Annotated in this window: 18 protein-coding genes; 14 read left to right on the top strand and 4 right to left on the bottom strand. The window is 67.6% G+C overall.

Translation table 11 applies throughout. The annotated features are described in order from the left end of the window. Positions 1-264: 264 nt before the first annotated feature. The 3 genes from DIE02_RS22505 to DIE02_RS35605 all read left to right on the top strand — a co-directional run bounded on the left by DIE02_RS22505 (position 265) and on the right by DIE02_RS35605 (position 2,822). A complete protein-coding gene (locus DIE02_RS22505) occupies positions 265-1,524 on the top strand; it encodes a porin (RefSeq protein WP_124484755.1) in 1,260 nt (419 codons plus the stop codon). 334 nt (positions 1,525-1,858) lie between these two features. Next, positions 1,859-2,350 carry a peptidoglycan-associated lipoprotein Pal gene (pal, locus tag DIE02_RS22500; RefSeq protein ID WP_124484754.1) on the top strand — a complete coding sequence of 164 codons (492 nt, stop codon included), beginning with the start codon at positions 1,859-1,861 and terminating at the stop codon, positions 2,348-2,350. A gap of 301 nt (positions 2,351-2,651) precedes the next feature. Next, positions 2,652-2,822: a hypothetical protein gene (locus tag DIE02_RS35605; RefSeq protein ID WP_185702646.1), complete on the top strand. Its 171-nt coding sequence runs from the start codon at positions 2,652-2,654 to the stop codon at positions 2,820-2,822. 95 nt (positions 2,823-2,917) lie between these two features. On the opposite strand, the gene DIE02_RS22495 is transcribed toward DIE02_RS35605, so the two are convergent. The 3 genes from DIE02_RS22495 to DIE02_RS22485 are packed head-to-tail and all read right to left on the bottom strand — an operon-like array spanning position 2,918 to position 7,733. Then, the gene (locus DIE02_RS22495; protein ID WP_124484753.1) at positions 2,918-4,177 is read right to left on the bottom strand and encodes a cytochrome c; all 1,260 of its coding nucleotides are present in this window, start codon (positions 4,175-4,177) and stop codon (positions 2,918-2,920) included. Then, positions 4,174-4,860: a (2Fe-2S)-binding protein gene (locus tag DIE02_RS22490; protein ID WP_124484752.1), complete on the bottom strand. Its 687-nt coding sequence runs from the start codon at positions 4,858-4,860 to the stop codon at positions 4,174-4,176. The genes DIE02_RS22495 and DIE02_RS22490 overlap by 4 nt, the downstream gene beginning before the upstream one ends. Next, the gene (locus DIE02_RS22485; RefSeq protein WP_124484751.1) at positions 4,857-7,733 is read right to left on the bottom strand and encodes a xanthine dehydrogenase family protein molybdopterin-binding subunit; all 2,877 of its coding nucleotides are present in this window, start codon (positions 7,731-7,733) and stop codon (positions 4,857-4,859) included. The genes DIE02_RS22490 and DIE02_RS22485 overlap by 4 nt, the downstream gene beginning before the upstream one ends. A gap of 496 nt (positions 7,734-8,229) precedes the next feature. On the opposite strand from DIE02_RS22485, the gene DIE02_RS22480 reads away from it, so the two are divergent. The 6 genes from DIE02_RS22480 (at position 8,230) to DIE02_RS22450 (ending at position 14,181) form a co-directional block, all read left to right on the top strand. Further along, positions 8,230-9,789 carry a sensor domain-containing diguanylate cyclase gene (locus DIE02_RS22480; protein WP_124484750.1) on the top strand — a complete coding sequence of 520 codons (1,560 nt, stop codon included), beginning with the start codon at positions 8,230-8,232 and terminating at the stop codon, positions 9,787-9,789. Positions 9,790-10,060: 271 nt separating this feature from the next. Continuing rightward, on the top strand, positions 10,061-10,336 hold the full coding sequence (locus DIE02_RS22475; protein ID WP_044844576.1) for a hypothetical protein: 276 nt from the start codon (positions 10,061-10,063) through the stop codon (positions 10,334-10,336). Positions 10,337-10,580: 244 nt separating this feature from the next. Beyond that, entirely contained in the window at positions 10,581-11,615 is a 1,035-nt protein-coding gene (locus tag DIE02_RS22470; protein ID WP_124484749.1) for a succinylglutamate desuccinylase/aspartoacylase family protein, read from the top strand. A 34-nt stretch (positions 11,616-11,649) separates the two neighbouring features. Continuing rightward, positions 11,650-11,859 carry a type II toxin-antitoxin system MqsA family antitoxin gene (locus DIE02_RS22465; RefSeq protein WP_124484748.1) on the top strand — a complete coding sequence of 70 codons (210 nt, stop codon included), beginning with the start codon at positions 11,650-11,652 and terminating at the stop codon, positions 11,857-11,859. Between the two features lie 406 nt (positions 11,860-12,265). Further along, complete coding sequence (locus DIE02_RS22455; protein ID WP_260427227.1) at positions 12,266-13,408, top strand: DUF3182 family protein; 1,143 nt, start codon at positions 12,266-12,268, stop codon at positions 13,406-13,408. After that, complete coding sequence (locus tag DIE02_RS22450; protein WP_124484746.1) at positions 13,405-14,181, top strand: S9 family peptidase; 777 nt, start codon at positions 13,405-13,407, stop codon at positions 14,179-14,181. The genes DIE02_RS22455 and DIE02_RS22450 overlap by 4 nt, the downstream gene beginning before the upstream one ends. 154 nt (positions 14,182-14,335) lie before the next feature. Here the strand turns inward: DIE02_RS22450 and DIE02_RS22445 are convergent, their stop codons facing one another. Then, positions 14,336-15,604, bottom strand: coding sequence for a M20 family metallopeptidase (locus DIE02_RS22445; RefSeq protein ID WP_124484745.1), 1,269 nt, complete (start codon positions 15,602-15,604; stop codon positions 14,336-14,338). Positions 15,605-16,359: 755 nt separating this feature from the next. On the opposite strand from DIE02_RS22445, the gene DIE02_RS22440 reads away from it, so the two are divergent. The 5 genes from DIE02_RS22440 to DIE02_RS36355 all read left to right on the top strand — a co-directional run bounded on the left by DIE02_RS22440 (position 16,360) and on the right by DIE02_RS36355 (position 22,236). Beyond that, positions 16,360-16,920 (top strand): GNAT family N-acetyltransferase, encoded by a 561-nt coding sequence (locus DIE02_RS22440; RefSeq protein WP_124484744.1) that lies wholly within the window; start codon positions 16,360-16,362, stop codon positions 16,918-16,920. Positions 16,921-16,982: 62 nt separating this feature from the next. Continuing rightward, positions 16,983-17,924, top strand: coding sequence for an ABC transporter substrate-binding protein (locus DIE02_RS22435; RefSeq protein ID WP_124484743.1), 942 nt, complete (start codon positions 16,983-16,985; stop codon positions 17,922-17,924). A 40-nt stretch (positions 17,925-17,964) separates the two neighbouring features. After that, positions 17,965-19,023: an LLM class flavin-dependent oxidoreductase gene (locus DIE02_RS22430; RefSeq protein ID WP_124484742.1), complete on the top strand. Its 1,059-nt coding sequence runs from the start codon at positions 17,965-17,967 to the stop codon at positions 19,021-19,023. A gap of 7 nt (positions 19,024-19,030) precedes the next feature. Next, on the top strand, positions 19,031-20,389 hold the full coding sequence (locus tag DIE02_RS22425) for an LLM class flavin-dependent oxidoreductase (RefSeq protein WP_124484741.1): 1,359 nt from the start codon (positions 19,031-19,033) through the stop codon (positions 20,387-20,389). Positions 20,390-20,448: 59 nt separating this feature from the next. Further along, on the top strand, positions 20,449-22,236 hold the full coding sequence (locus DIE02_RS36355; protein ID WP_124484740.1) for an amino acid ABC transporter permease/ATP-binding protein: 1,788 nt from the start codon (positions 20,449-20,451) through the stop codon (positions 22,234-22,236). Positions 22,237-22,254: the final 18 nt, after the last annotated feature.

The following is a 22,254-nucleotide window of genomic DNA, read 5'->3' as shown; positions in this document are numbered from 1 at the left end:
GCTCCTGAACGCGCCGACGCTCACGCTGAACCGCCCCGGCGCTGCCGAATCGTTCCGCACGCGAGACGGCCGTATTTCGCGCAGATTCGACCGAAACACCCCGCGTCGAAACGCCGCGATTCCACGCGATCCCGCAGAGGACCTTTCCTGTGCAGCGCCTTAATCGCCGGTCGCACGTTCTCCAATAATGCCCACTCGATCCGTCGGCCCGCGCGCCGATACGACCCACCGGCGATCGGGCCGGAGACCAGCGAAAAAAGTCATATGCATTCCTATAAAACAACCAAGCCCGCCGGCGCACGCGTCGCCGCGCCGCTTGCCGCCCGCCGCGGCCGTCGTACCGGTGCGCTCCCGCTGAGCGTGATTGCCGCCTGTGCGGCCGGCTTCCTGATTCCCTGCGTCGCGCGAGCACAGAGCAGCGTGACGCTGTACGGCCTGATCGATACGTCGATCACCTATTCGACCAACCAGCGTACGCAAGGCGCCGGTTCGCCGGGCAGCGGCAGCGTCGCAATGACGAGCGGTGCGTTGAACGCGTCGCGCTGGGGGTTGCGCGGTCGCGAGGATCTCGGCGGCGGGACGGCAGCGGTCTTCACGCTCGAGAACGGCTTCTCGGGCACGACCGGCAAGCTGTCGCAGAAAGGCGTCGACCTGTTCGGCCGTCAGGCGTGGCTCGGCCTGAGCTCGCGGACGGCCGGCACGCTCACGTTCGGTCGCCAGTACGACCTGATCCTCGATTTCGTGACGCCGCTCGGCGCGTCGGGCCCCGGCTGGGGCGGCAACCTCGCGGTGCATCCGTACGACAACGACGACTCGAACCGCAACCTGCGCATCAACCATGCGGTGAAGTACACGAGCCCGACGTATCGCGGGCTGACGCTCGGCGCGATGTTCGGATTCTCGAACACTGCCGGCGCGTTCTCGAACAACGCCGTATGGAGCGCGGGGCTCGGGTATGCGAACGGGCCGCTGAAGCTCGGCGCCGGTTACCTGAAGATCAGCCGCGACCGCAACGCGCCGAATCCGGACGGCGCACTGAGCACGCTCGACGGCTCCGCGACGATCACGGGCGGCAACCAGCAGATCTGGGCCCTGGCCGGCCGCTATGCGTTCGGCCCGCATTCGGTCGGTGCCTCATGGTCGCATTCGGCCACCGACGGCGTGAGCGGCGTGCTCCAGGGCAGCGGCATCACCCCGCTGAAGGGTGAATCGCTCGTGTTCGACAACTTCACGGTCGACGGCCGCTACTTCGTCACGCCGGCGTTCAGCGTGGCCGCCGCGTACACGTACACGATGGGCCGTTTCGACACGCGCACGGGCCAGACGCGCCCGAAATGGAACCAGGTGGTCACGCAGGCGGACTACGCGTTCTCGAAACGCACGGACGCGTATCTCGAAGCCGTCTATCAAAGCGTGAGCGGCGGCAACGGCAACCCCGCGTTCAACGCGACCGTCTGGACCATGACGCCTTCGGCCAACAGCAACCAGGTCGTGGTCGCGCTCGGGCTGCGGCACAAGTTCTGAGTGCGCCGGCGACGCGCGACACGCCCGCACCGGAAAGGCGCATCACGCATGCGCGGCGCATGCTGCGCGCGTTCGCGCAAGCAAGAATGCGTCCTGCGTCGTTTCCGCGCGAAAAAGACGAAGAAACTGGTCACGCTGTGACATTTTTCCTAATCTTGTTGCAGCGGCGCCGTGCGTCGGCGTCCGGCCGAGACAATCTTTCATCTGGCACGTCGCCGGCTTACGAAAGCGCATCGCGCACGGAAGCCGGCGCTTTCATGTCGTCTCGCCGCATGCGTGACGCGGCAGATCGCCCCACCACGCTTTCCATGCAGTCAACCGCAGGAGACGCACGATGAGCAAAACGAACCGATTCGCGGTCATTGCGGCGTTCGCGCTGCTGGCGGGTTGCCACCACGCGGCGAAAACGCCCGAGAATGCCGAGATGGCGCCGGCGCCATCGAGCGAAGCGGTCGCCACGGTGGCGGCCGACGATCTCGACAACCCAAACAGCCCGCTCGCGAAGCGCAGCGTCTACTTCGATTTCGACCAGTACTCCGTGAAGCCGGAATACCAGACGCTGCTGCAGGCGCACGCCGACTACCTGCGCAGCCATCCGTCGCGCCGCGTGCTGATCCAGGGCAACACCGACGAACGCGGGACGTCCGAATACAACCTCGCGCTCGGCCAACGCCGGTCGCAAGCCGTGATGGGCGCGCTCGAAACGCTGGGCGTGCAGGCCACGCAACTCGAAGCGGTCAGCCTCGGCAAGGAAAAGCCGGTCGCGCTCGGCCACGACGAAGATTCGTGGGCGCAGAACCGCCGCGCCGATCTCGTCTATCGTTGACCGGATGCCGCCGCGACGGCGACATTCCGGCCCCGTCCTCCCGTTACCTGTCATGCGACGAATCGCCGGGGCGCCCCGGCTGCGTGCTCGTGCTCGTGTGAGCGCGTGCGCCACTGCGCGAGCACGGCGCCGCCCGACGCGCGTGCGCCCCGCGCGCCGATTCGTGTCGCTATATGCCGCGACGCACCGATACCCAAAAAACATGGAATAAACCGCCTGACGGAGACGTTTCGTCATCGCGCGGTCGCCGGTTCACGCGAACCGCCCTGCCGCGCGGCCTGCGCGGTCCAAGGAGAGTGAAATGAAATCGGCAAGATTGGCCGCGGCGCTCGTCGCGGCGCTGGTGCTGGTGCTGTCGGCGGGATGTACGTCGTCGGGCAGCGGGATGTCGCAAGGATCCGGCATGAGCCGCTACGGCGGCGCGGGCGGCAACGGAGGGGGTAGTGGCGGCGGAGGCGGCGGAGGCTACTGAAACACCGCCTCCCGGAATCGGGCGAGGCATCGCGCGGGAACACAGCCGGGAACCGGCTGCGTTGCGCGCGACGCCCCGCCCTGCCGCTCGACGGCTCAACGCATGGCCTTCACGTCGGCCGGCGTGACGCTCGCGGGCTGTCCACCCCACGTCGCACGCAGGTAGTTCGCGAGCTGCGCGAGTTCGTCGTCGCTCAGCGTGTGCGAGAAACCCGGCATCGGCTGCAGGTTTTCGTAGCCGGCAAACTTCTGCTCGTCGACGCCGTCGAGCATCGCGACCAGCAGGTTGCGCGCGTCGCCCTGACGCAGCGTCGAATTGCCGTTCATCGGCACCGCCACGTGCGGCTTGCCTTCGCCGTTGAAGCCGTGGCAGCCCGCGCACACCGCGAGATACACCGAGCGGCCGGCCGCGAGCTGCGCGGCGTCGGCCGACACCGGCTTCACCGGCTGCGGTGCCGGCGGCGTATCGCCGAGCAGGTACACGGACAGCGCGCGCAGGTCGTCCTTCGCCAGGTACTGCGTGCTCAGGTGCACGACCGGATACATTTCGCCGAACGCCGAGCCTTGCGGCGCGATGCCGACGCCGAAGAACGTCTGCAGGTCGGTGCCCGTCCAGCCGCGCGCGGCGAGGCCGGCCGGCGTGATGTCCGGTGCGGCCACGCGGCCGAGCGCCGCGCCCGCGAACGGCTTCGCGCCGTCGAGCTGGCCCGTGAACGCACGCGGCGTGTGGCATTCCGCGCAGTGGCCGAGCGCGCCCGCGAGGTAGCGGCCGCGCTGCCAGTCGGCGGACTGGCCGCGCGACGCGTCGGGCAGGCTGTCCTTCAGGAACACCATGTCCCAGAACACCATGCCGAAGCGCAGGTTGTACGGGAACTTGAGTGCGTGCGCGCGGTTCTCCTGCGCGACCGGCTTCACGGTCCTCAGGTACGCGTACATCGCGTCGCTGTCGGCGCGCGTGAGCTGCCGGTACGACGTGTACGGCATCGACGGATACAGCCGCTTGGCCGGAGACTTGCCGTCGTGCAGCGCGGCATAGAAGTCGTCCGCGCTCCAGCTGCCGATCCCGTGATCCTTGTCGGGCGTGATGTTCGAACCGTAGAACGTGCCGAACGGCGATTCGAGCGGCGCCCCGCCGGCGAACGGCGCGCCGTCCTTCGCGGTGTGGCACGCCGCGCAGTCGGCGGCCTTGACGAGATAGCGGCCACGCGCGACCGGGTCGGCGCCGGGCGCGCCGGAAGCCGCGTTCGAGGCAGGCGCGTCTTGGCCGCCGCAGGCGGCGAGCAGCAGCGCGCAGGCGGCCGCGAGCGCGGGCAGGCCCGCGGCCCGCGCGGCACGATGGGCGAATGTGCGTTTCATGCGGCGTCCTTCACGAGTCCCGGCGTCGTCAGGATCACGTCCTTCACGGCCTGGTAGTAGCGGACGTAACCCGTGCAGCGGCAGAGGTGCGCGTTCAGCGCGTCGGTGATCGTGCGTTCGACGTCGGCCTTCGCGACCGGCTCGCGCGCCAGCCGCTCGATCAGCACCGTCGCCGCGTTGACGAAACCCGGCGTGCAGTAGCCGCACTGGAAGCTGAAGTGCTCGAGGAACTTCTGCTGGATCGGCGACAGTTCCACCACTTCGCCGGCTTCGTTGCGCTTCGCGTGGCCTTCGATCGTGCGGATCGAACGGCCGTGGAAGAAGTGCGCGCCGGTGATGCAGGTGCGCATTTCCTCGCTGGTGCCGTCCGGCTTGTCGACGATCACGACGCATGCGTGGCAGATGCCCTGCCCGCAGCCGAGCCGCGAACCGGTGAGGCCCGCGTACTCGTGCAGGAACTCGATCATCATCAGCCCCTCGGGCACCTGCATCGGGCCGACGGACTTGCCGTTGATCTTCAATGACAGCGGCTTCAGCTGAAAGCGCACGAGCGGACGCTCGACGGCGGCCGGAGCGGCAGCGGATGCGGATGCCGGCGCGGCCGAAGCCGCGTTCGGCACGGACGCGGCGGTCGCGGCCGCGCCGGCGCTCGCGGCCGACGCGGCGGTTTGGGCGGTCGTCATGCGAGCACCTCCTGAATCTTTTGCGGGGTCACCGGCAAGTCGGTGAAACGATGGCCGATCGCGTGCGCGATGCCGTTCACGATCGCGCCGACGACGGGGATCATCACCACTTCGGCGACACCCTTCGGCGGATCGGTCTCGGACAGCGGCGGCAGGATGTCGCCCGTCTGCGACCACACGGCGACGTCGGTCGCGCGCGGCAGCTGATAACGGTTGAAGTTCCACGTGCCGTTGCCCGGGCCGTCTTCGTAGAGCGGCAGGTACTCGTGCAGCGCATGGCCGATACCCATCGCGAGGCCGCCCTGCAGCTGGCCCGACACGAGCTGCGGCGAGATCTGGTTGCCGCACTCCATGATCGAGTGATGCGTGAGCAGCTCGACCTTGCCGGTCGCTTCGTGCACGGCCAGCTCGACGATCGTGCCGACCGCCGTGTAGTACGTGACGGCCGCGTTGTTGCGGCTCGTCGGCGGGATGAACACGCGCTTGCGGTCCAGCACGCGATAGCCGTTCGCGGTCGGCGCCAGCGTGCCGTGCAGCGCGGTCGCGCCGGCCGGCGCGACGGTGCCTGGCAGCGGGCCGTCGGCGCCCGTCTTCGGCGCGCCGACACGCAGCGACAGCCCGTCGATCGGCAGACGCTCGACCGCGCCGCCCACGTCGAACTCGGCGTCGGTCCATTGCCAGCGGTTGAACACGTGCACGACGGCGCCGGTCGGCAGGCCGAGCGCATGCGCCTGCTTCGCGAGCTGCTCGAACGTCAGCGGCTCGAGGCCGTCGGCGCTCAGCTTGCCGTCGACCCAGCGCGCGTCCTCGATGCGGATCGTGTACGGCGCGGCCTGGCCGCCGCCGAGGCCGCGCGTCCAGATCGACATCGCGGCCGGCCACAGCCCGTAGCGGAACACCGCGCGCGCGGCTTCGCGCGTGCTGTGCGTGAAGTAGTACGCGGAGTTGGTCGCGCTCGACGGCGACGCATAGCCCGGCGACCAGCGCGGATTCGCGCTCAGCCGATCCTGGTCGGCCTGCGACATCAGGTACGGATCGCCGCTCGTCTCGACCGGCAGGTCGGGCCATTCGGTCACCGCGACGCGCACCTCGGTCGCCGGGCGGCCGAGCCACTTCGCGACCGCGACGGCCTGCGACGTCGACATCCCGGTGCCGATCTCGGCCGCCGTGTGTTGCAGCGACACCTTGCCGTTCTCGTCGAATTCGACCTTCGCGAACGATGCCTCGGCACCCGTGCCGAAGTCCTTCTGCACGCACGCGAAGCCGACACCGTAGCGCTTGCCCGGGTTCGCGGCCTCGAATTCGGCCTTGCGCGCCGCGCGACGCGTCCACAGCGGATGCTGCCTCGCGCGCTCCAGCACTTCGTCGACGCGCAGCGCGCCGGCGGGAATCGCGCCCTGGGTGTTCTTCATCCCCGAACGCAGCGCGTTGCGCAGGCGGAATTCGATCGGGTCGAGGTTCAGTTGCGCGGCGATCTCGTCGACGGCCATCTCGGTCGCGGCCATGCTCTGCAGCGTGCCGTAGCCGCGGGCGGAGCCGGCATCGATCGCGCGCGACGCGATCGCGACCGCCGCGAGGTCGCTCTTCGGGAAGTAGTAGATCGATTGCGCGGCCGTCGCGCCGACCATCGCCACCGACGGCGAGAAATTCGAGCGCCCGCCGCCGTTCGCCTCGAAGTCGCCCTTGAACGATTGCAGCAGGCCCGTGTTGCGGTCGACCGCGATCCGGTAACGCATCCTGAACGCGTGACGCTTCAGCGACGTCTGGAACTGCTCGTAGCGGTCGTTCGCGAACCGCACGGGGCGGCCGTCCGCGTACAGCGCGCAGACGAGCCCGTAGAACGGCACGTTGAAGTGATCCTTCGAGCCGTAGCCGACCGTGTAGCACGGATGCACGAACAGCTTCTTCACCGGGAAGCGGCATTTCGCGACCATCGCGGCCGCGTTTTCCGACACTTCGAGCGGCGACTGGGTCGGCACGACGAGGTGCAGCGACTGCGTCGCGGCGTCGTACCAGCAGTTCGCGTTGTCGGGTTCGAGCGCGGCGGTGTCGACCGACTGCGTGTTGTACTCGCGGTCGAACACGAGCCAGTCGGCCGACGGATGGTCGAGTTCCGCGGCGATCTGGCCGGCGAGAAACATCCCCTGCTCGTCGAGCTTGCCGTGCTCCTTGCCGTCCGGCCAGACCGGCAGGTGCTTGCGCATCATGCTCGGGAAGATCGGCGCATCCTTCAGGCTCGAATAGACATCGTCGTCGTAGGCCGTCTTGCCGCCCACCCGCACGTAGCGGAAGGTACCCCACGGATCGCGCTCGAGCGGGCCCGTGACCGCGCCGTAGCGGATCACGTCGTCGCGGAACTTGAGCGCGTTCTTCGCGAAGCGGAAGCGCGCGAAGTCGTGGTAAATGAGGATCGCGACCGCATGACCGAGATACGCGGGCGTCTTGCCGGCGGGCAACAGCATGTCGTCGCCGTAGAACGTCGGGAACGCGACGCCGTCGCGCGCGAGATCGTCGGCCGTGACCACGCGGTCCGGCTTCAGCTCGTCGCCGAGCAGCGACAGGTCGAAGCCCTCGTAGGTGCGGTCGGCCTGCGTGACGCGCAGGATCAGCGCGTGCGACTGCTGCTGCGGCCAGTGCGGCATGTCGGCCGCGCGCACGTCGCGGGCGAACACTTTCGAGCCCGTGACCTTCGCGATGCCGTCGATGCGGAATTGGGGGATGCCGGTGACGCTATCCCATTTGACGGGAGTGAGGAGTTTTTCTTCGAAGAGCGCCGCGAACGCGCGGCTGCCGATGGGCGCGACGTAGACCGCGACGCCCGCCAGCACGCTGGCTTTCAGAAAACCCCGCCGTGACAGGCCGTGGTTTTTCATTGGGGGGAACCTCCTGATGCGGCTCGGACGGCGATCGGGTGTCGCGGCGTTCGGAGCGGCGCGCATTCTGGCATTGTTTTTGATATATCGCCTATAGTATTTCTCGCATGAATTGCTTATTGGATTTCTTATAACGGGATTCGGACGAGCTGCGGCGCGCGGTCGCGGGCGGCACACGCGTGCGACTGCGCGGTGTCGCGCCGGCCGCATCGGTGGCTGCCGGCCGATCGTGCGCCATCGGCGGCCCGCGTGCGGCGCGGGCTGAAACCGGTCCGCGCGCGGCTGCCCGAGATCGTTCCGTCGGCAACGATCCTGCCTGCGCATCGGCGATCCGCAAGATGCGCGCGAACGAGGTTGACGACGACGCGCCGACGTCCCCGCACGGCACGCGCGGCCGATGTTTCATGTTAATGTCGTGCGCATCCGGTTCGCCGGCCATCCCGTGCCGGGCGGGGCGGCCGGCGGTGCACCGCATCGTGTCGAGGTCAAAATAGCCATGGCAGTCAAGGCACGCCTCCTGAACGCCGTTCTCGCCACGCCCCCCTGCGGCGATCACTACGTGACGGCCACGCTGCGCCCGTCGATGCTCGTCACGCTGTTCGAGGACGTGCGTCCGATGGCGCTGTCCGGCTTCGCCAGCGCGTTCGTCGCGGCGATCGCGCTGATCCGGCTGCAACAACTCTGGTGTTTCGTGTGGCTCGTCGTCGACGTCGGCCTGCTCGCCGCGCGGCTCGCGATCGCACGTGCGTATGCGGTACGTCGTGCCGCCGGCGACGATCGCGCCGAATACTGGGCCCGGCGCTATGCGCCCGTGTCGCTCGCCGCGTGCTGCGTGCTCGGCCTCGGCGTGATGGGCTGCGTGGATGCGCCCGACGTCGAGCTCGGCACGCTGGCCGTGATGGTCGCGGGCGGCGTGTTCGGCGGGATCGCGTCGCGCAATTCGGCGCTGCCGCGGCTCGCGATGACGCAGGTCACGCTCGGCGTCGTGCCGATCGGCGTCGGCGCGCTGCTGGTCCAGCGGCCCGGCGCATGGCTGCTGCTGCCGCCACTCGTGATCTATCTCGCGGCCATGCGTACGGTCGTCGAACGCCATTACCGCGTGCTGGTCGCGCTGATCGCCGCACGCCAGCGCAACGCCGAGCTCGTCGCGCGCTTCGACGCCGCCCTCACCTACATGCCGCACGGCCTGTGCATGATCGACGGCGAAAGCCGCGTGATCGTCGCGAACCGCCGCACCGCGCAGCTGTTCGGCTCGCCGCGCGAGATCATGCTGGACACGCCGCTGCCCGACGTCGTCGCGGCGCTCGGCGCGAACGCGCTCACCGATCCCGACGGTGCCAGTCTCGCCGTGCAATGCGACCTCTGGCTGAACCATGACGAACCGGAGCCGCTCGACATCGCGCTCGCCGACGGCCGCCAGCTCGAACTCACGCGCCACCGCGTGCCGGACGGCAACGCGGTGATCATCGTCGAGGACGTCACCGCGCGCCGCCAGACCGAGCAGCATATCCGGCACCTCGCGCGGCACGACGCGCTGACGGGATTGCCGAACCGCCACGAGTTGCATGCGCAACTCAAACGGATGCTCGCGCACCGGCCGCACCTGCCGCACGTGCCGAGCCCCGCGCTCGCCGTCATGTATCTCGACCTCGACGGCTTCAAGGCGATCAACGACCGCTTCGGCCACCAGGCCGGTGACGAAGTGCTCATGCAGGTCGCCGAGCGGCTCGGCAAGACGCTGCCGCCCGGCGAACTGGCGGCGCGGGTCGGCGGCGACGAGTTCATCGTCGCGCTCGACGCAACCACCATGCAGGCGTGCTCGGTCCTCGCCGCGCGGATCATCCGGCAGATCTCGGCGCCGTACACGCTGTCGATCGGCGAGACCGTCGTCTTCGGGATCAGCATCGGCATCGCGCTCGACGACGGGCACGGCTCACCCGACGAACTGATCCGGCAGGCCGACAGCGCGCTGTACGACGCGAAGTCGGCCGGCAAGGGGATCTACCGCTTCTATTCGGCCGGAAGCAGCCGCGTGACGCCCGCGACCGCGAGCTGAGCGCGCTCGTTCCCGCCAGCGGCCGCCGCGCTGTCCAGCTTGCCCGTTCGCTTCCCGCGATTCATTCCGGAAACGCCTTGCGTGGTACGACGCGTGCGCGCAGGTGTTCCGCCGCGGCCGCCCATGTCACGTGACGTGTTCCGTAACATCGGCGCGCGCCGCGCGTAGCGTTCGCTGCAGAAGCCCGCACGATCGCGACGGCGCGCGGCATTTGATGGCTGGCACTCTTATTGCTCCTTGACCGGGAAACAGGATGTCAGGGAGGCCACTCATGAATACCGTCGAAGTTCTCAGCCGCGCGGAAACGATCGATCAACTGGACGTGATCGACGGTGCCTCGCTGATCCGGCGGCTCGTTTCCGAGCGCCGCATGCCCGCGGCGCGTGAAGCCGCGTGCGTCGCCAATCCGCCGCTGACGCTGTACGGCGCGTTTCGCCAGGGCGTCACCGACCATGCGGCGCGGCGCGCGAATCCGTATCGCGCCGGCAGCCGTTTCTGGACGCTGTGGGAAGAAGGCCGTATCGAGGCTGAAACATCGGGCCGCTGACGCGCTCGCGCGCCGGCCGCCGTCGCGGCAAGGGGCTGGCGCACCACACGGCGTGTGCAGGCGGCCGGCCCGCACGCCGGCGTGCGTTTCAGCGCTGCAACATCGCGCGCGGCTGCTCTGGTTGCGCTTGCCGCGCGTTCGCGCGCGGGCCGCCTGACGGCGCTCGACCTCGGCCGCACCGCTCGCCGCGCGGCGGTCGTTTCCCGATAAGATGGCGGATTCCCGTTCTCCGAACGATGTCGCCATGACCGCCTCCTCCTCACACCGAAATCCCATCCACTGCGAAATCGATCTCGATGCGCAAGGCAAGCATGCGGGCTATCTGCGCCTGCCGCATTCCGTGCATCGCTCCGCGTATGGCTGGCTGCCGATCCCGATCGCGTCGATCCGCAATGGCGACGGCCCGGTCGCGCTCGTGATGGCCGGCAACCACGGTGACGAATACGAAGGCCAAATCATCGTCTCGCAGCTGATGCGCGAGATCGACCCGGAGAGCGTCACCGGGCAGCTGATCCTGCTGCCGATGGCCAATTTCCCCGCGGCCGACGCGGGCCTGCGCGTGTCGCCGCTCGACGAAGGCAACCTGAACCGCTGCTTTCCCGGCAACCCGACCGGCACGCCGACGCAGATGATCGCCCACTACATCGAGCATGCGCTGCTGTCGCGCGCGCAGTATCTGGTCGACCTGCATTCGGGCGGCAGCTCGCTGCTGTACCAGGGCGGCAACATGCTCGCGATCGACCCGCTCGACGACGACGAAGCGGCGAAGCTCAACGGGCTGCTCGTCGCGTTCGGCTTGCCGAACGCGCTGCTGCACGCGCCGAACCCGGTGCATTCGGCCTCGGCCGCGCGCCGGCAGGGCGCGATCTCGATCGTGACCGAACTCGGCGGTGCGGGGATGGCCGATCCGTCGCTGATCCGGCTCGGCCGTCACGGGCTGCTGCACTATCTCGGCTACATCGGCCTGCTGCACGGCGCGCTCGTGCCCGACGCGCCGCCGACCGTCACGCGCTTCCTGCGCGTCGACGGCGATCGCCACTTCGTCTACGCGTACGAACGCGGGCTGTACGAACCGCTCGTCGAACTCGGCGACCAGGTGAAGGCCGGCCAGCCGGCCGCGTGGGTGCACTTCCCCGATACGCCGCTGCGCGAACCGGTGCTGCACCGCTTCAAGGGCGACGGCGAAGTGGTGTGCAAGCGCGTGCCCGCGCAGGTGCAGCGCGGCGATTGCCTGTTTCAGCTGGCGGAGGCGTCGACGCCGCCGCGAGTCATCGGGTAATGTGCGTGATCGAGTCGTCGAGGAGATCACGAACATGAAATGTCCCGCCTGCGGTGAAGCCGAACTGATTCGCGACACACGCGATATTCCGTATGCGTTTCAGCGTGTGTCCACGGTCGTTCGAGGTATAACGGGCGACTTCTGCCCGGCATGCGGCGAAGCGGTGCTCGATATCGAAAATGCCAGTCGTCTCGGTGATGCGATGACACGGTTCGCCACACAATTCGACGGGCGGGCGAACTAGATGCACGTCGTCGTTCGATGGGATGAGGGTCGCTGCGTAGATGGCGTGTCATGACCGGTACAGACCCTAAGCGGACGGCCGGCTTTCTACAAAGCGGCCGTTCGATCGAGATGGGCTGGACGCCTGGTGCGATGGAGTTGTCCAGACCGGACTGCGGTCGCTCGGCTCTACAGTAGCCATTTGGAAGATCAATCACATTCATCTTCCGCCACCGATCGGACCAATTTTCCAGTAGAGCGACAGAGCTACAGCACGCTCGACTCGCCGCCCCGCGCAGACAAACGATTGTCGGATAGACAAAGGCACAAGCCTTGCTCTATGCAAGGATCGGCATCGACCGATGATGCCCTCGCATAGCAACGAATCCCCAATCATTGCGCCACGACGCGGGGAGGACAACTTGAAGATGCGTACATTTCCTGCGACACCGGCGCTGCCCGTCGTCCTCGTCTATCGTGGGCAACGCAAATCCGTTCAATCCGGCCACGACGTCGGCACGCTCTGGGCGCTCGCCCGGCAGATCGCTGAGCTCAAGGGCACGGAACTGGCGGGCGAGTTCGATGAAAAGCATGCGTACCCCGCGCATCGATATCTGGTCCCCGACGATACGCTGACGTTGGCGCAAGCGCGCAAGCTTGGCGTGCGATCCGAGCGCTATCTGTTCGGCGGCGTCGTGCCGTTTGCGTTTGTCGCGACGAAGCTGATCGCACATGCGCTTCCTGATGACGCGCAGGCCTCGCCGCCGGGCTGGTCACGCGTATTCGGCGAGCACATTGGTTCGCTGGTGCTGCCGGGCTACGCGGCGTTTTCGCGGGTCGATGCCTGCAACGCGGCGCGCATCCTTTGGCAGGAGGGCGGCGTACGGATCAAGCGCCCTTATGGGGTCGGAGGAGCAGGACAGTCAATCGTCGCCGACATGGACGAACTGGAAGCAGAACTCGATGCGCTTGGTGACGCGGCGCTGCGAGCCGAAGGCATCGTCGTCGAAAGGCAGTTGGATAGCATTGAGACGCTGAGCGTCGGTCAGGTGACGCTCGACGATCTGGTCGCGAGCTACTATGGCGTGCAGCATCTAACAGTCAATAACCATGGCCACCACGTCTATGGCGGCACCGACCTGGTCGCCGTGCATGGTGGCTTCGACCTGCTTATGCAACTCGATGTCATGAGCGATGTCCAGGAGGCGATCATCAAGGCGCGTGCATTCGATGCCGCCGTGCAAAATGACTACGCCGGTTTTTTTGCATCGAGACGCAACTACGACGTCGCCTGGGGCATCGATGCACAAGGCGTGCGCCGTTGCGGGGTACTCGAGCAGTCGTGGCGGATCGGCGGCGCAACGGGCGCCGAGCTTGGCGCGTTGCGAATGTTCAGGGCAGATCCTCGGGTGCATGCGGTGCGTGCGTCGACGCGTGAGATTTACGGAGGCGATGTGCAGGTGCCTGATGGCGCCTGCGTCATCTATCGAGGCGTCGATCCGCAAGCGGGAGCCATCACGAAGTACTACACAGTGGATCGTAATACCTTGCAAGGGAGCAACGGCATATGACAGCGGAGCGTTATGGCGTGCGGATCAAGGTCGAGAACGGTTACCTGGACGGGACCCTGCTCGCTCCGAAGACAACGGTGCCGGGCATTCTTTTCGTGCACGGCTGGGGCGGCAATCAGGAACAGTATCTCGAGCGCGCCCGGCAGGCATCGGCATTCGGCTGCGTTTGCCTGACCTTCGATCTGACGGGACATGGGCGTACGCAGGACGAACAACAAAACGTGACCCGGGAAACCAACCTGCAGGATCTGCTGGCCGCCTACGATACGCTCGTTGCACATCCATTGATCGATCGCGATGCGGTTGCAGTGATCGGCAGCAGCTACGGAGGCTATCTCGCAGCCATCCTGACGGAACTGCGCGCAGTGCGCTGGCTGGGTCTGCGCGTACCAGCGCTTTACCTCGACGAAGGATGGAACACGCCGAAGCGCGCCTTGCATGTCGAACATGATCTCGTCGCGTATCGCAAACGCACCGTGCCAGCGTCGGAAAATCGGGCGTTGCGTGCGGCGGCCCGCTTTCGAGGCGATGTGCTGCTCGTCGAATCGGAACACGACGAGATCGTGCCGCATACCGTGATCGCCAGCTATCTGCAGGCGTTTTTGCAAGCCCATTCGCTCACGTACCGGATCATCGACGGTGCGGACCATGGACTATCGGATGATCCCAGCCAACGTGCCTATACCGCGCTTGTCGTGAACTGGCTGAACGAGATGGTTGCGGGCCTGCGCGCTGGCGACCGCGGAGCTGCGCCCGCTCAGGCAGAGACGTAGAAGCCCGTCAGTGCACCGATCGGACCGATCCGGCCCGCCCTGAAGAGCCGGGATTTTCCAAGCAGACCGGGACGGCAATCGGGCTTGCCTCAAAGCTATCAAACTTCCTGCTGTACGTGGATTCGACGCATGGTCACCGTGCCGGCGTGCGAAGTCACGCCGATGCATCTCGCTTGTCGAGCCACGCCCCTGCCGCGCATAGCATCGCTTCCAGCCCCGTACGCAGCGTCGGGTCGAGTACCGGCGCGAACTTCGGCGAATGATTGCTGGGAATCTCGTTGAGCTTTTTCTCCGCCAACGCCTTTCCAAATGTATCCGGATCGGTCCCGCCGATGAACCAGAACCCATATGGGACGCCCCATTCGCGCCCGAATACGCTGAAGTCCTCGCTCGCTGCTGCCGGGGGCGTTTCGTAGGCGCGCTCGCCAAAGTGCGCTTCGAATGCCTCCCGCACACGCTCGCTTGTCTGCGCGTCGTTGATCGTCAGCGGATAGCTCGAGAGCGTCGTGAATTCGGGCTCGCGTGGTGCGTTGGAGGCCATGCATTCCGCGCAACAGATGCGACGGATCGCACCCAGCATGTATTCGCGCACGTCTTCGTCGAATGTGCGCATGTTGAGCTTGAGCGTCGCGTCGTCGGGGATAATGTTCTCTTTCGTTCCCGCCTGCAGCGCACCGATCGTCAGCACCGCACTATCGCGCGGGGAGATTTCCCGCGATACGATCGTCTGCAGACGGAGCGTCGTCGAAGCCGCCATGATGACCGGATCGATCGAGGTTTGTGGCTGCGATCCGTGCGAACCGCGTCCAAACAGCCTCACCTTCAAACTGTCGCCCGCCGAAAGAATCGTGCCGCTCCGATAGCCGACCGTGCCCGCCGCGCCAACCATGACGTGCTGGCCAAGGATCACGTCAGGCTTCGGGAAGCGTTCGGCCATGCCGTCGTCGATCATGCTGCGGGCGCCGCGCGCCACTTCCTCGCCCGGCTGAAAGACCGCCATCAGCGTTCCGCGCCAGGCGTCCCGGTGCGCAGCCATCAGGTGCGCCACACCCATCAGCCAGGCCACGTGCATGTCGTGGCCGCACGAGTGCGCGACGCCCACTTCGAGGCCATCCTCGTCCTTCGCCCTCGCCGTGCTGGCATATGGCAATCCGGTCGCTTCTTCCATCGGAAGCGCATCCATGTCGGCGCGCAACATTACAGTCGGACCGTCGCCGTTGCGTAACACCGCCACGACGCCGGTCACGCCGACACCCCGCGTAACGTCGTAGCCGACATTTTCGAGATAATCGGCTGCAATACGTGCGGTACGCACTTCCTGCATCGACAGTTCGGGATGCTCGTGCAGGTCCTTGTAGATCGCTTCGAGCTCGGGCAGGAGGCTTTCGATGGCGTCCTTGGTCGCTTCCACCAATGCAGGCATGATCGATCCTTTCAAATGGTTCGTTGCGGGGGCCGATGTTGCATCGCACGCGTCGGCCGTCGTTGAAGCGTGGCAGCGCTTGCGCCCGATCTGGCGACACGGCGGCAGGAGCGCGGTACGCAATCCGCCGACTAGTCCGATGCATGCGACAGGGGGGAAACACGGAACATCCGGGCGAGCCCGCTCTACCCTGGCACTTCGTATTACGTTTCCGTCAAGTCGCCTGCTGCCCGAAGCGGGACAGGACTAGAAGAGAACCATAGTCTCGATAGCGAAAATCCGGAAGTTCCTGTCGATTCATAAGACAAAGCGATCGCCCGCAGGTCCGGCTCGGCGAGGCGGCGTATGACTCCTTCTGGCTGCTTTGCCGCTTCCCGCCAAACCTGATCGCCCCCAAATCGGCAATACCGATAGAACATCGAGCAATAACAGCGTGCAAACCCACGGCATTCATATGTATTGCACACACATCCAACTGGCTCGGCTCTGCACTACTCTCGATCGCCTCCCCCACCCCACTCCCCCTGCAAGCCTTCTGACGCCCCCCGCGAAATCCTTATCGAAATTGCTTCGTTCGCCTTTGCCGCCCACGCCGCTAACGTGTTCGAAACGGCGGCGGCACGCCGGATGCAGCGCAGGAAGCACCGCGGCCGCCGTCATCACGACAACCGCGTCGCGATAACGGAACAGACCGGCCGGGCAATGTGCCCCGCCCCCGCCAGGAACGTCCGCATCGCGCGCCCTTCGCGATGCCCATGGCCACGAACGACCGCATCATCGACACGACGCCGCTCGACGTCCGCGCCCAGCCGTTGATCGACGCGCTGATCGACGAATACGCGACGCGCTACGACGCGTACCGCCCCGACAGCCGCGCGTCCGCACGCGACGAACTCGCGCGCTACCCGGCCGAGCTGTTCGCGCCGCCCGAAGGCGCGTTCGTGCTGCTGCTGCGCGACGGCGAGACGATCGGCGGCGGCGCATTCAAGCGCTACGACGCGCAAACCGCCGAACTCAAACGCATCTGGACCCGCGCGGACCTGCGCCGCCAGGGGCTCGCGCGCCTGATCGTCGACGCGCTCGAACTGCGCGCCGCGCAACAGGGCTATCGGCGCGTGTACCTGACCACCGGCTTTCGCCAGCCCGAAGCGTGGGCGCTGTACGACCGCACCGGCTATACGCGGCTGTTCGACTCGTCGATCGACCCCGAAGCGTATTTCCACCTGCGCTTCGGCAAGGATCTCGCCGATCCGTCGCGCACGTCGACGCTTGCGGACCTGTGGGCGCCACTGCCCGAAGCGGTGCTGCCGCGCTGAACGCGTCGCGTCATCCGATTCCGCTCCCTCGCTCCCGACGACAACACAACAAGGACGCATCCATGCAACGAGCCGTACCCTTCACGCCGCGTGCGCTCCGCACGCTGGCCGCCGCGCTGGTCGGCGTGACCGCGATCGCCGCGGCCGCCGCGACCTTCGACCTGAGCCCCGAGCAGCGCGGCCGCCCGCGCGGCACGGCCGATGCGACCGTCGAGCGCGCGGTGCCAGCGTCGTTCAAGTTCGCCGAAGCCGGCACGCTGACCATCGGCGTCGCGCCGAGCCTGCCGCCGATCAGCACGTATGCGACCGACGCGCGCACGGTGGTCGGCTTCGACGCGGACGTCGGCCAGCTGGTGTCCGACAGCCTCGGCCGCAAGCTGAAGATCGTCCCGCTCGCGTGGGCCGACTGGCCGCTCGCGCTCGAATCGGGGAAGGTCGACGCGGTGATCTCGAACGTCACCGTCACCGAGGAGCGCAAGCAGAAATTCGATTTCTCGACCTACCGCAAGGACCAGGTCGGCTTCTACGTGCGCAACGACAGCAAGATCCAGTCGATCCGCGAGCCGAAGGACGTCGCGGGGCTGCGCATCGTGACCGACGCCGGCACCAACCAGGAAAAGATCCTGCTCGCGTGGGACCGCGAGAACGTCGCGCACGGCCTGAAACCGGTGCAGGTGCAGTACTACGACGACCAGGCGATGCGGATCGTCGCCGTGCAGTCGGGCCGCGCCGATGCCGTGTTCAGCGTGAACTCGGTGCTCGCGTACCAGAGCGCGCAGCAGGGCAAGACACGGCTCGTCGGCGCGATCAGCGGCGGCTGGCCGCGCACGGCCGACATCGCGATCGCGACGCGCCGCGGCAGCGGGCTCGCCGATCCGCTGACGGTCGCGCTGAACGGGTTGATCAAGAACGGCCGCTATCAGCAGATCCTCGACCGCTGGAACCTCGCGTCCGAAGCGATCGACCAGTCGCGCACGAATCCGCCGGGTTTGCCGAAGAGCTGAGCGCCGGCCCCTTCACGCCTTCGCAGGAACGCCGAACACCATGGCTTACTCGCTTTCATTGCTGGACAAGAGTCCGATCGCCGACGGCGCGACCGCCGCCGACGCGCTGCGCTTCACGACGACCCTCGCGCAGCGCGCCGAACAGCTCGGCTACGAGCGCTTCTGGGTCGCCGAGCATCACGGCGCGCCCGGCTTCGCGAGCTCCGCGCCCGAGATCGTCGTCGCGCACCTGCTCGCGCACACGTCGCGCATTCGCATCGGTTCGGGCGGCGTGATGCTGCAGCACTACAGCCCGTTCAAGGTCGCCGAAACCTTCAAGCTGCTCGCCGCGCTCGGGCCGGGCCGCGTCGATCTCGGCGTCGGCAAGGCGCCCGGCGGGCTGCCGCTGACCACACGCGCGCTGCAGTGGTTTCACGACAAGGCGAAAAAGCCGGGCTTCGCGGGCCAGCTCGCCGAACTCGATGCGTTCCTGGGCTGGGGCGTCGCCGAAGATCATCCGCTCGCCGGCGCGGTCGCGATGCCGGTGCCACCGCACGCGCCGGAGCGCATCCTGCTCGGCGGCTCGCCCGACAGCGGTGCGCTCGCCGCCCGACACGGCTGGCGCTTCTGCTACGCGGGGCACTTCAACGGCGACGACGCGAACCTCGAACGCTCGCTCGCCGCCTACCGCGACGCAGGCGGCACGCGAGCGCTCGTCGCGCTGTACGCGGTCGCCGCGCCGACCCGCGAGGAGGCCGAGCGACTGATCGGGCCGCTGAAGATCTTCAAGCTGCAGTTCGCCGGCGGCCAGAGCTTCAACCTGCCGAGCGCGCAGGCCGCGGCCGAATTTGCGCGGCAAAGCGGCGCATCCGACTACCGGATCGACGAGTTGCGCCCGACCGTGCTGGCCGATACGCCCGAGCGCATCCACCGCGCGCTCGACGCGCTGAGCCGGCGGCTCGACGTCGACGCGTTCGTGATCGACTCGCCGGTGACCGATTACGCGGCACGGCTCGCGTCGGCCGAATGGCTCGGCGGCGCGCAGTCGATCACCCCCGTGCAGGCGGCCCTCGCGGCCGACCGCTCCCTTCGCTCCCTTTCCCCCGACCAGAACGCGTGACGCGCCCATGACGACCCGACGATCGATTCCCTTCGGCCTGATGCTGCAAGGCGCAGGCAGCCACATGAACGCATGGCGGCACCCGAGCAACCCGCCGGACGCGAGCATCAACCTCGACTTCGCGATCGGCATCGCGCGCAAGGCGGAAGCCGCCGGCATCGCGTTCGCGTTCGTCGCGGACGGCCTCTACATCAACGAGAAGTCGATCCCGCACTTCCTGAACCGCTTCGAGCCGCTCACCGTGCTGTCGGCGCTCGCGGTCGCGACGAAGAAGATCGGCCTCGCGGGCACGATCTCGACGTCGTACAGCGAGCCGTTCACGGTCGCGCGCCAGCTCGCGTCGCTCGACACGATCAGCGGCGGGCGCGCGGGCTGGAACGTCGTGACGACGCCGCTCGAAGGCACCGCGAAGAATTTCGGCAAGGCGCATCCCGATCACGAACTGCGCTACGAGATCGCCGACGAATACCTCGAGGTCGTGCAGGGGCTGTGGGATAGCTGGGACGACGACGCGTTCGTGCGCGATCGCGCGACCGGTCGCTTCTTCGATCGCGACAAGCTCCACACGCTCGATCACCACGGCCGCTTCTTCCAGGTTGCCGGCCCGCTGAACATCCAGCGCTCGCCGCAGGGGCAGCCGGTGATCTTCCAGGCCGGCTCGTCCGACACCGGCATCGGGCTCGCGGGCAAGTACGCGGACGCCGTGTTCACGCACTCGCCGTCGCTCGACGAAACGGCCGCGTTCACGCGGCGCGTGAAGCAAAGCGCGGTCGAGCACGGGCGGCAGCCCGGCGACGTGAAGATCTTCCCGGGCATCGGGCCGATCGTCGGCCGCACGGCCGCCGAGGCGGAAGACAAATACCAGGCGATCCGCGACCTGCTGACGATCGACGAAGCGCTCGCGTATCTCGGCCGCTATTTCGATCACCACGATTTCACGCAGTACGCGCTCGATGCACCGTTCCCCGAGCTCGGCGACATCGGCCGCAACAGCTTCCGCTCGACCACCGACCGGATCAAGGCCGATGCGAAGCGCAAGCACCTCACGCTGCGCGAGACGGCGCTCGCCGTCGCGACGACGCGCCCGAACTTCATCGGCACGGCCGAGCACGTCGCCGACGAGCTGATCCGCTGGCACGACGCCGGTGCCGGCGACGGCTTCATCCTCGGCTTCCCGGTACAGGCGCAGGGCGTCGACGACTTCATCGACCTCGTGATTCCGGTACTCGAGGCGCGCGGCCGTTATAGCCGCGACCTGCCGGGCAGCACGCTGCGCGACCACCTCGGCCTGCCGCGCAAGGCGAGCCGCCATGCGGCGCCCGGCGCGGTGCAGCAACAGGACGACGCGGCCGAAGCGCACGCATGACGCCGACGCGCCGCCTCGCGCGGCGCTTCCGGCCAACTCGATCGAGGACCCTCACCGACATGAGCGACACGACCCATCTCGGCGGCGCAGTGCCGCCGCTCTCCCCCTCCCGCGCCCGCGACGCCGGCACGCACCTGCGGATCGTGCCGGCCCGGCACCGGTCGCGCACCGTCGGCACCGTGCTCGCGCTCGTGCTGATCGCACTCGTGCTGTATTCGATCCTCGGCAACCCGCAATGGGGCTGGCCGGTGTTCGCCGAGTGGTTCCTGTCGCCGCCGGTGCTGTCCGGGCTCGCGCGCACGCTGGTGCTGACGCTGCTCGGCGCGGTGTTCGGCTTCGCGCTCGGCGGGTTCGTCGCGCTGGCGCGGCTGTCGCGCTCCCGTCTGCTCGCGGCGAGCGCATGGACCTTCGTGTGGCTGTTCCGGTCGATTCCGCTGATCGTGCTGCTGCTGATCCTCAACAACCTCGGCTACCTGTACGAACACGTGCGGCTCGGCGTGCCGTTCACCGACATCGTGTGGTTCGACACGCCGACCACCGACCTGATCAGCCCGTTCCTCGCGGCCGTGCTCGGCCTCTCGCTGAACCACGCGGCGTTTTCCGCGGAAGTGATTCGCGGCGGCATTCTCGCGGTCGACCAGGGGCAGCTCGAAGCGGCCGCCGCGCTCGGCCTGCCGCGCGGCCGCCAAACCACGCGGATCGTGCTGCCGCAGGCGATGCGCGCGATCCTGCCGACCGCGTTCAACGACCTGATCTCGCTCGCGAAAGGCACGTCGATGGTCTACGTGCTCGCGATGCCCGAGCTGTTCTACACGGTGCAGGTGATCTATCGCCGCAATCTCGAAGTGATTCCGCTGCTGATGGTCGCGACCGTCTGGTACCTGATCATCCTGACCGTGCTGTCCGCGATCCAGGTACAGGTCGAGCGCCACTATGCGCGCGGCGCGCTGCGCAACCCGCCGCCGTCGGCGCTGACGTTCGTGCTGGCGCGCGTCAGTGCGCTGTGGCGGCACGCGGCGGCGCGCAACGCAACGGCAACCGGCGCGGCGGCCCACGATGACGCCGCGGCCGCTCCGGTGCCGCGCACCGGCGGCGAAGTCGCCGTGCACAACGTATCGAAGCAGTTCGGCATGCAGCGCGTGCTCGACAACGTGTCGTTCGTCGCACCGCGCGGCAGCGTGACGGTGATCGTCGGGCCGTCCGGTTCGGGCAAGTCGACACTGCTGCGCACCATCAACCATCTCGAGCGCGTCGACGACGGCTTCATCGACATCGACGGCGAGCTGATCGGCTATCGGCGCGACGGCGACGTGCTGCACGAGTTGAAGGAGCGCGACGTGCTGAAGCGCCGCACGGCGGTCGGCATGGTGTTCCAGAACTTCAACCTGTTTCCGCACCTGACGGTGCTCGAGAACCTGATCGAGGCGCCGGTCGCCGTCGGCGGCGTCACGCGCGAGGCCGCCGAACGCACCGCGCGCACGCTGCTCGCGCGCGTCGGCCTCGCCGATAAAGCCGATGCGTACCCGCGCCAGCTGTCCGGCGGCCAGCAGCAGCGCGTCGCGATCGCGCGCGCGCTCGCGTTGCGCCCGAAGGTGCTGCTGTTCGACGAGCCGACGTCGGCGCTCGATCCCGAACTGGTCAACGAAGTGCTCGACGTGATCAAGGAGCTCGCACGCTCGGGCACCACGCTCGTGATCGTCACGCACGAGATCGGCTTCGCGCGCGAAGTCGCGGACAACGTGCTGTTCATGGAGCGCGGCCGCATCGTCGAGTCGGGGCCGCCCGCCGTCGTGCTCGACGCGCCGGCCCATCCGCGCACACGCGCGTTCCTGTCACGGGTGCTCTGATGCACGCCGCCCACGACC

The organism is Burkholderia sp. Bp8991, from assembly GCF_003853795.1.
Lineage (GTDB): Bacteria > Pseudomonadota > Gammaproteobacteria > Burkholderiales > Burkholderiaceae > Burkholderia.
Note: the sequence above shows the minus strand (reverse complement) of the source record. Positions and strands in the feature narration are given on the sequence as shown.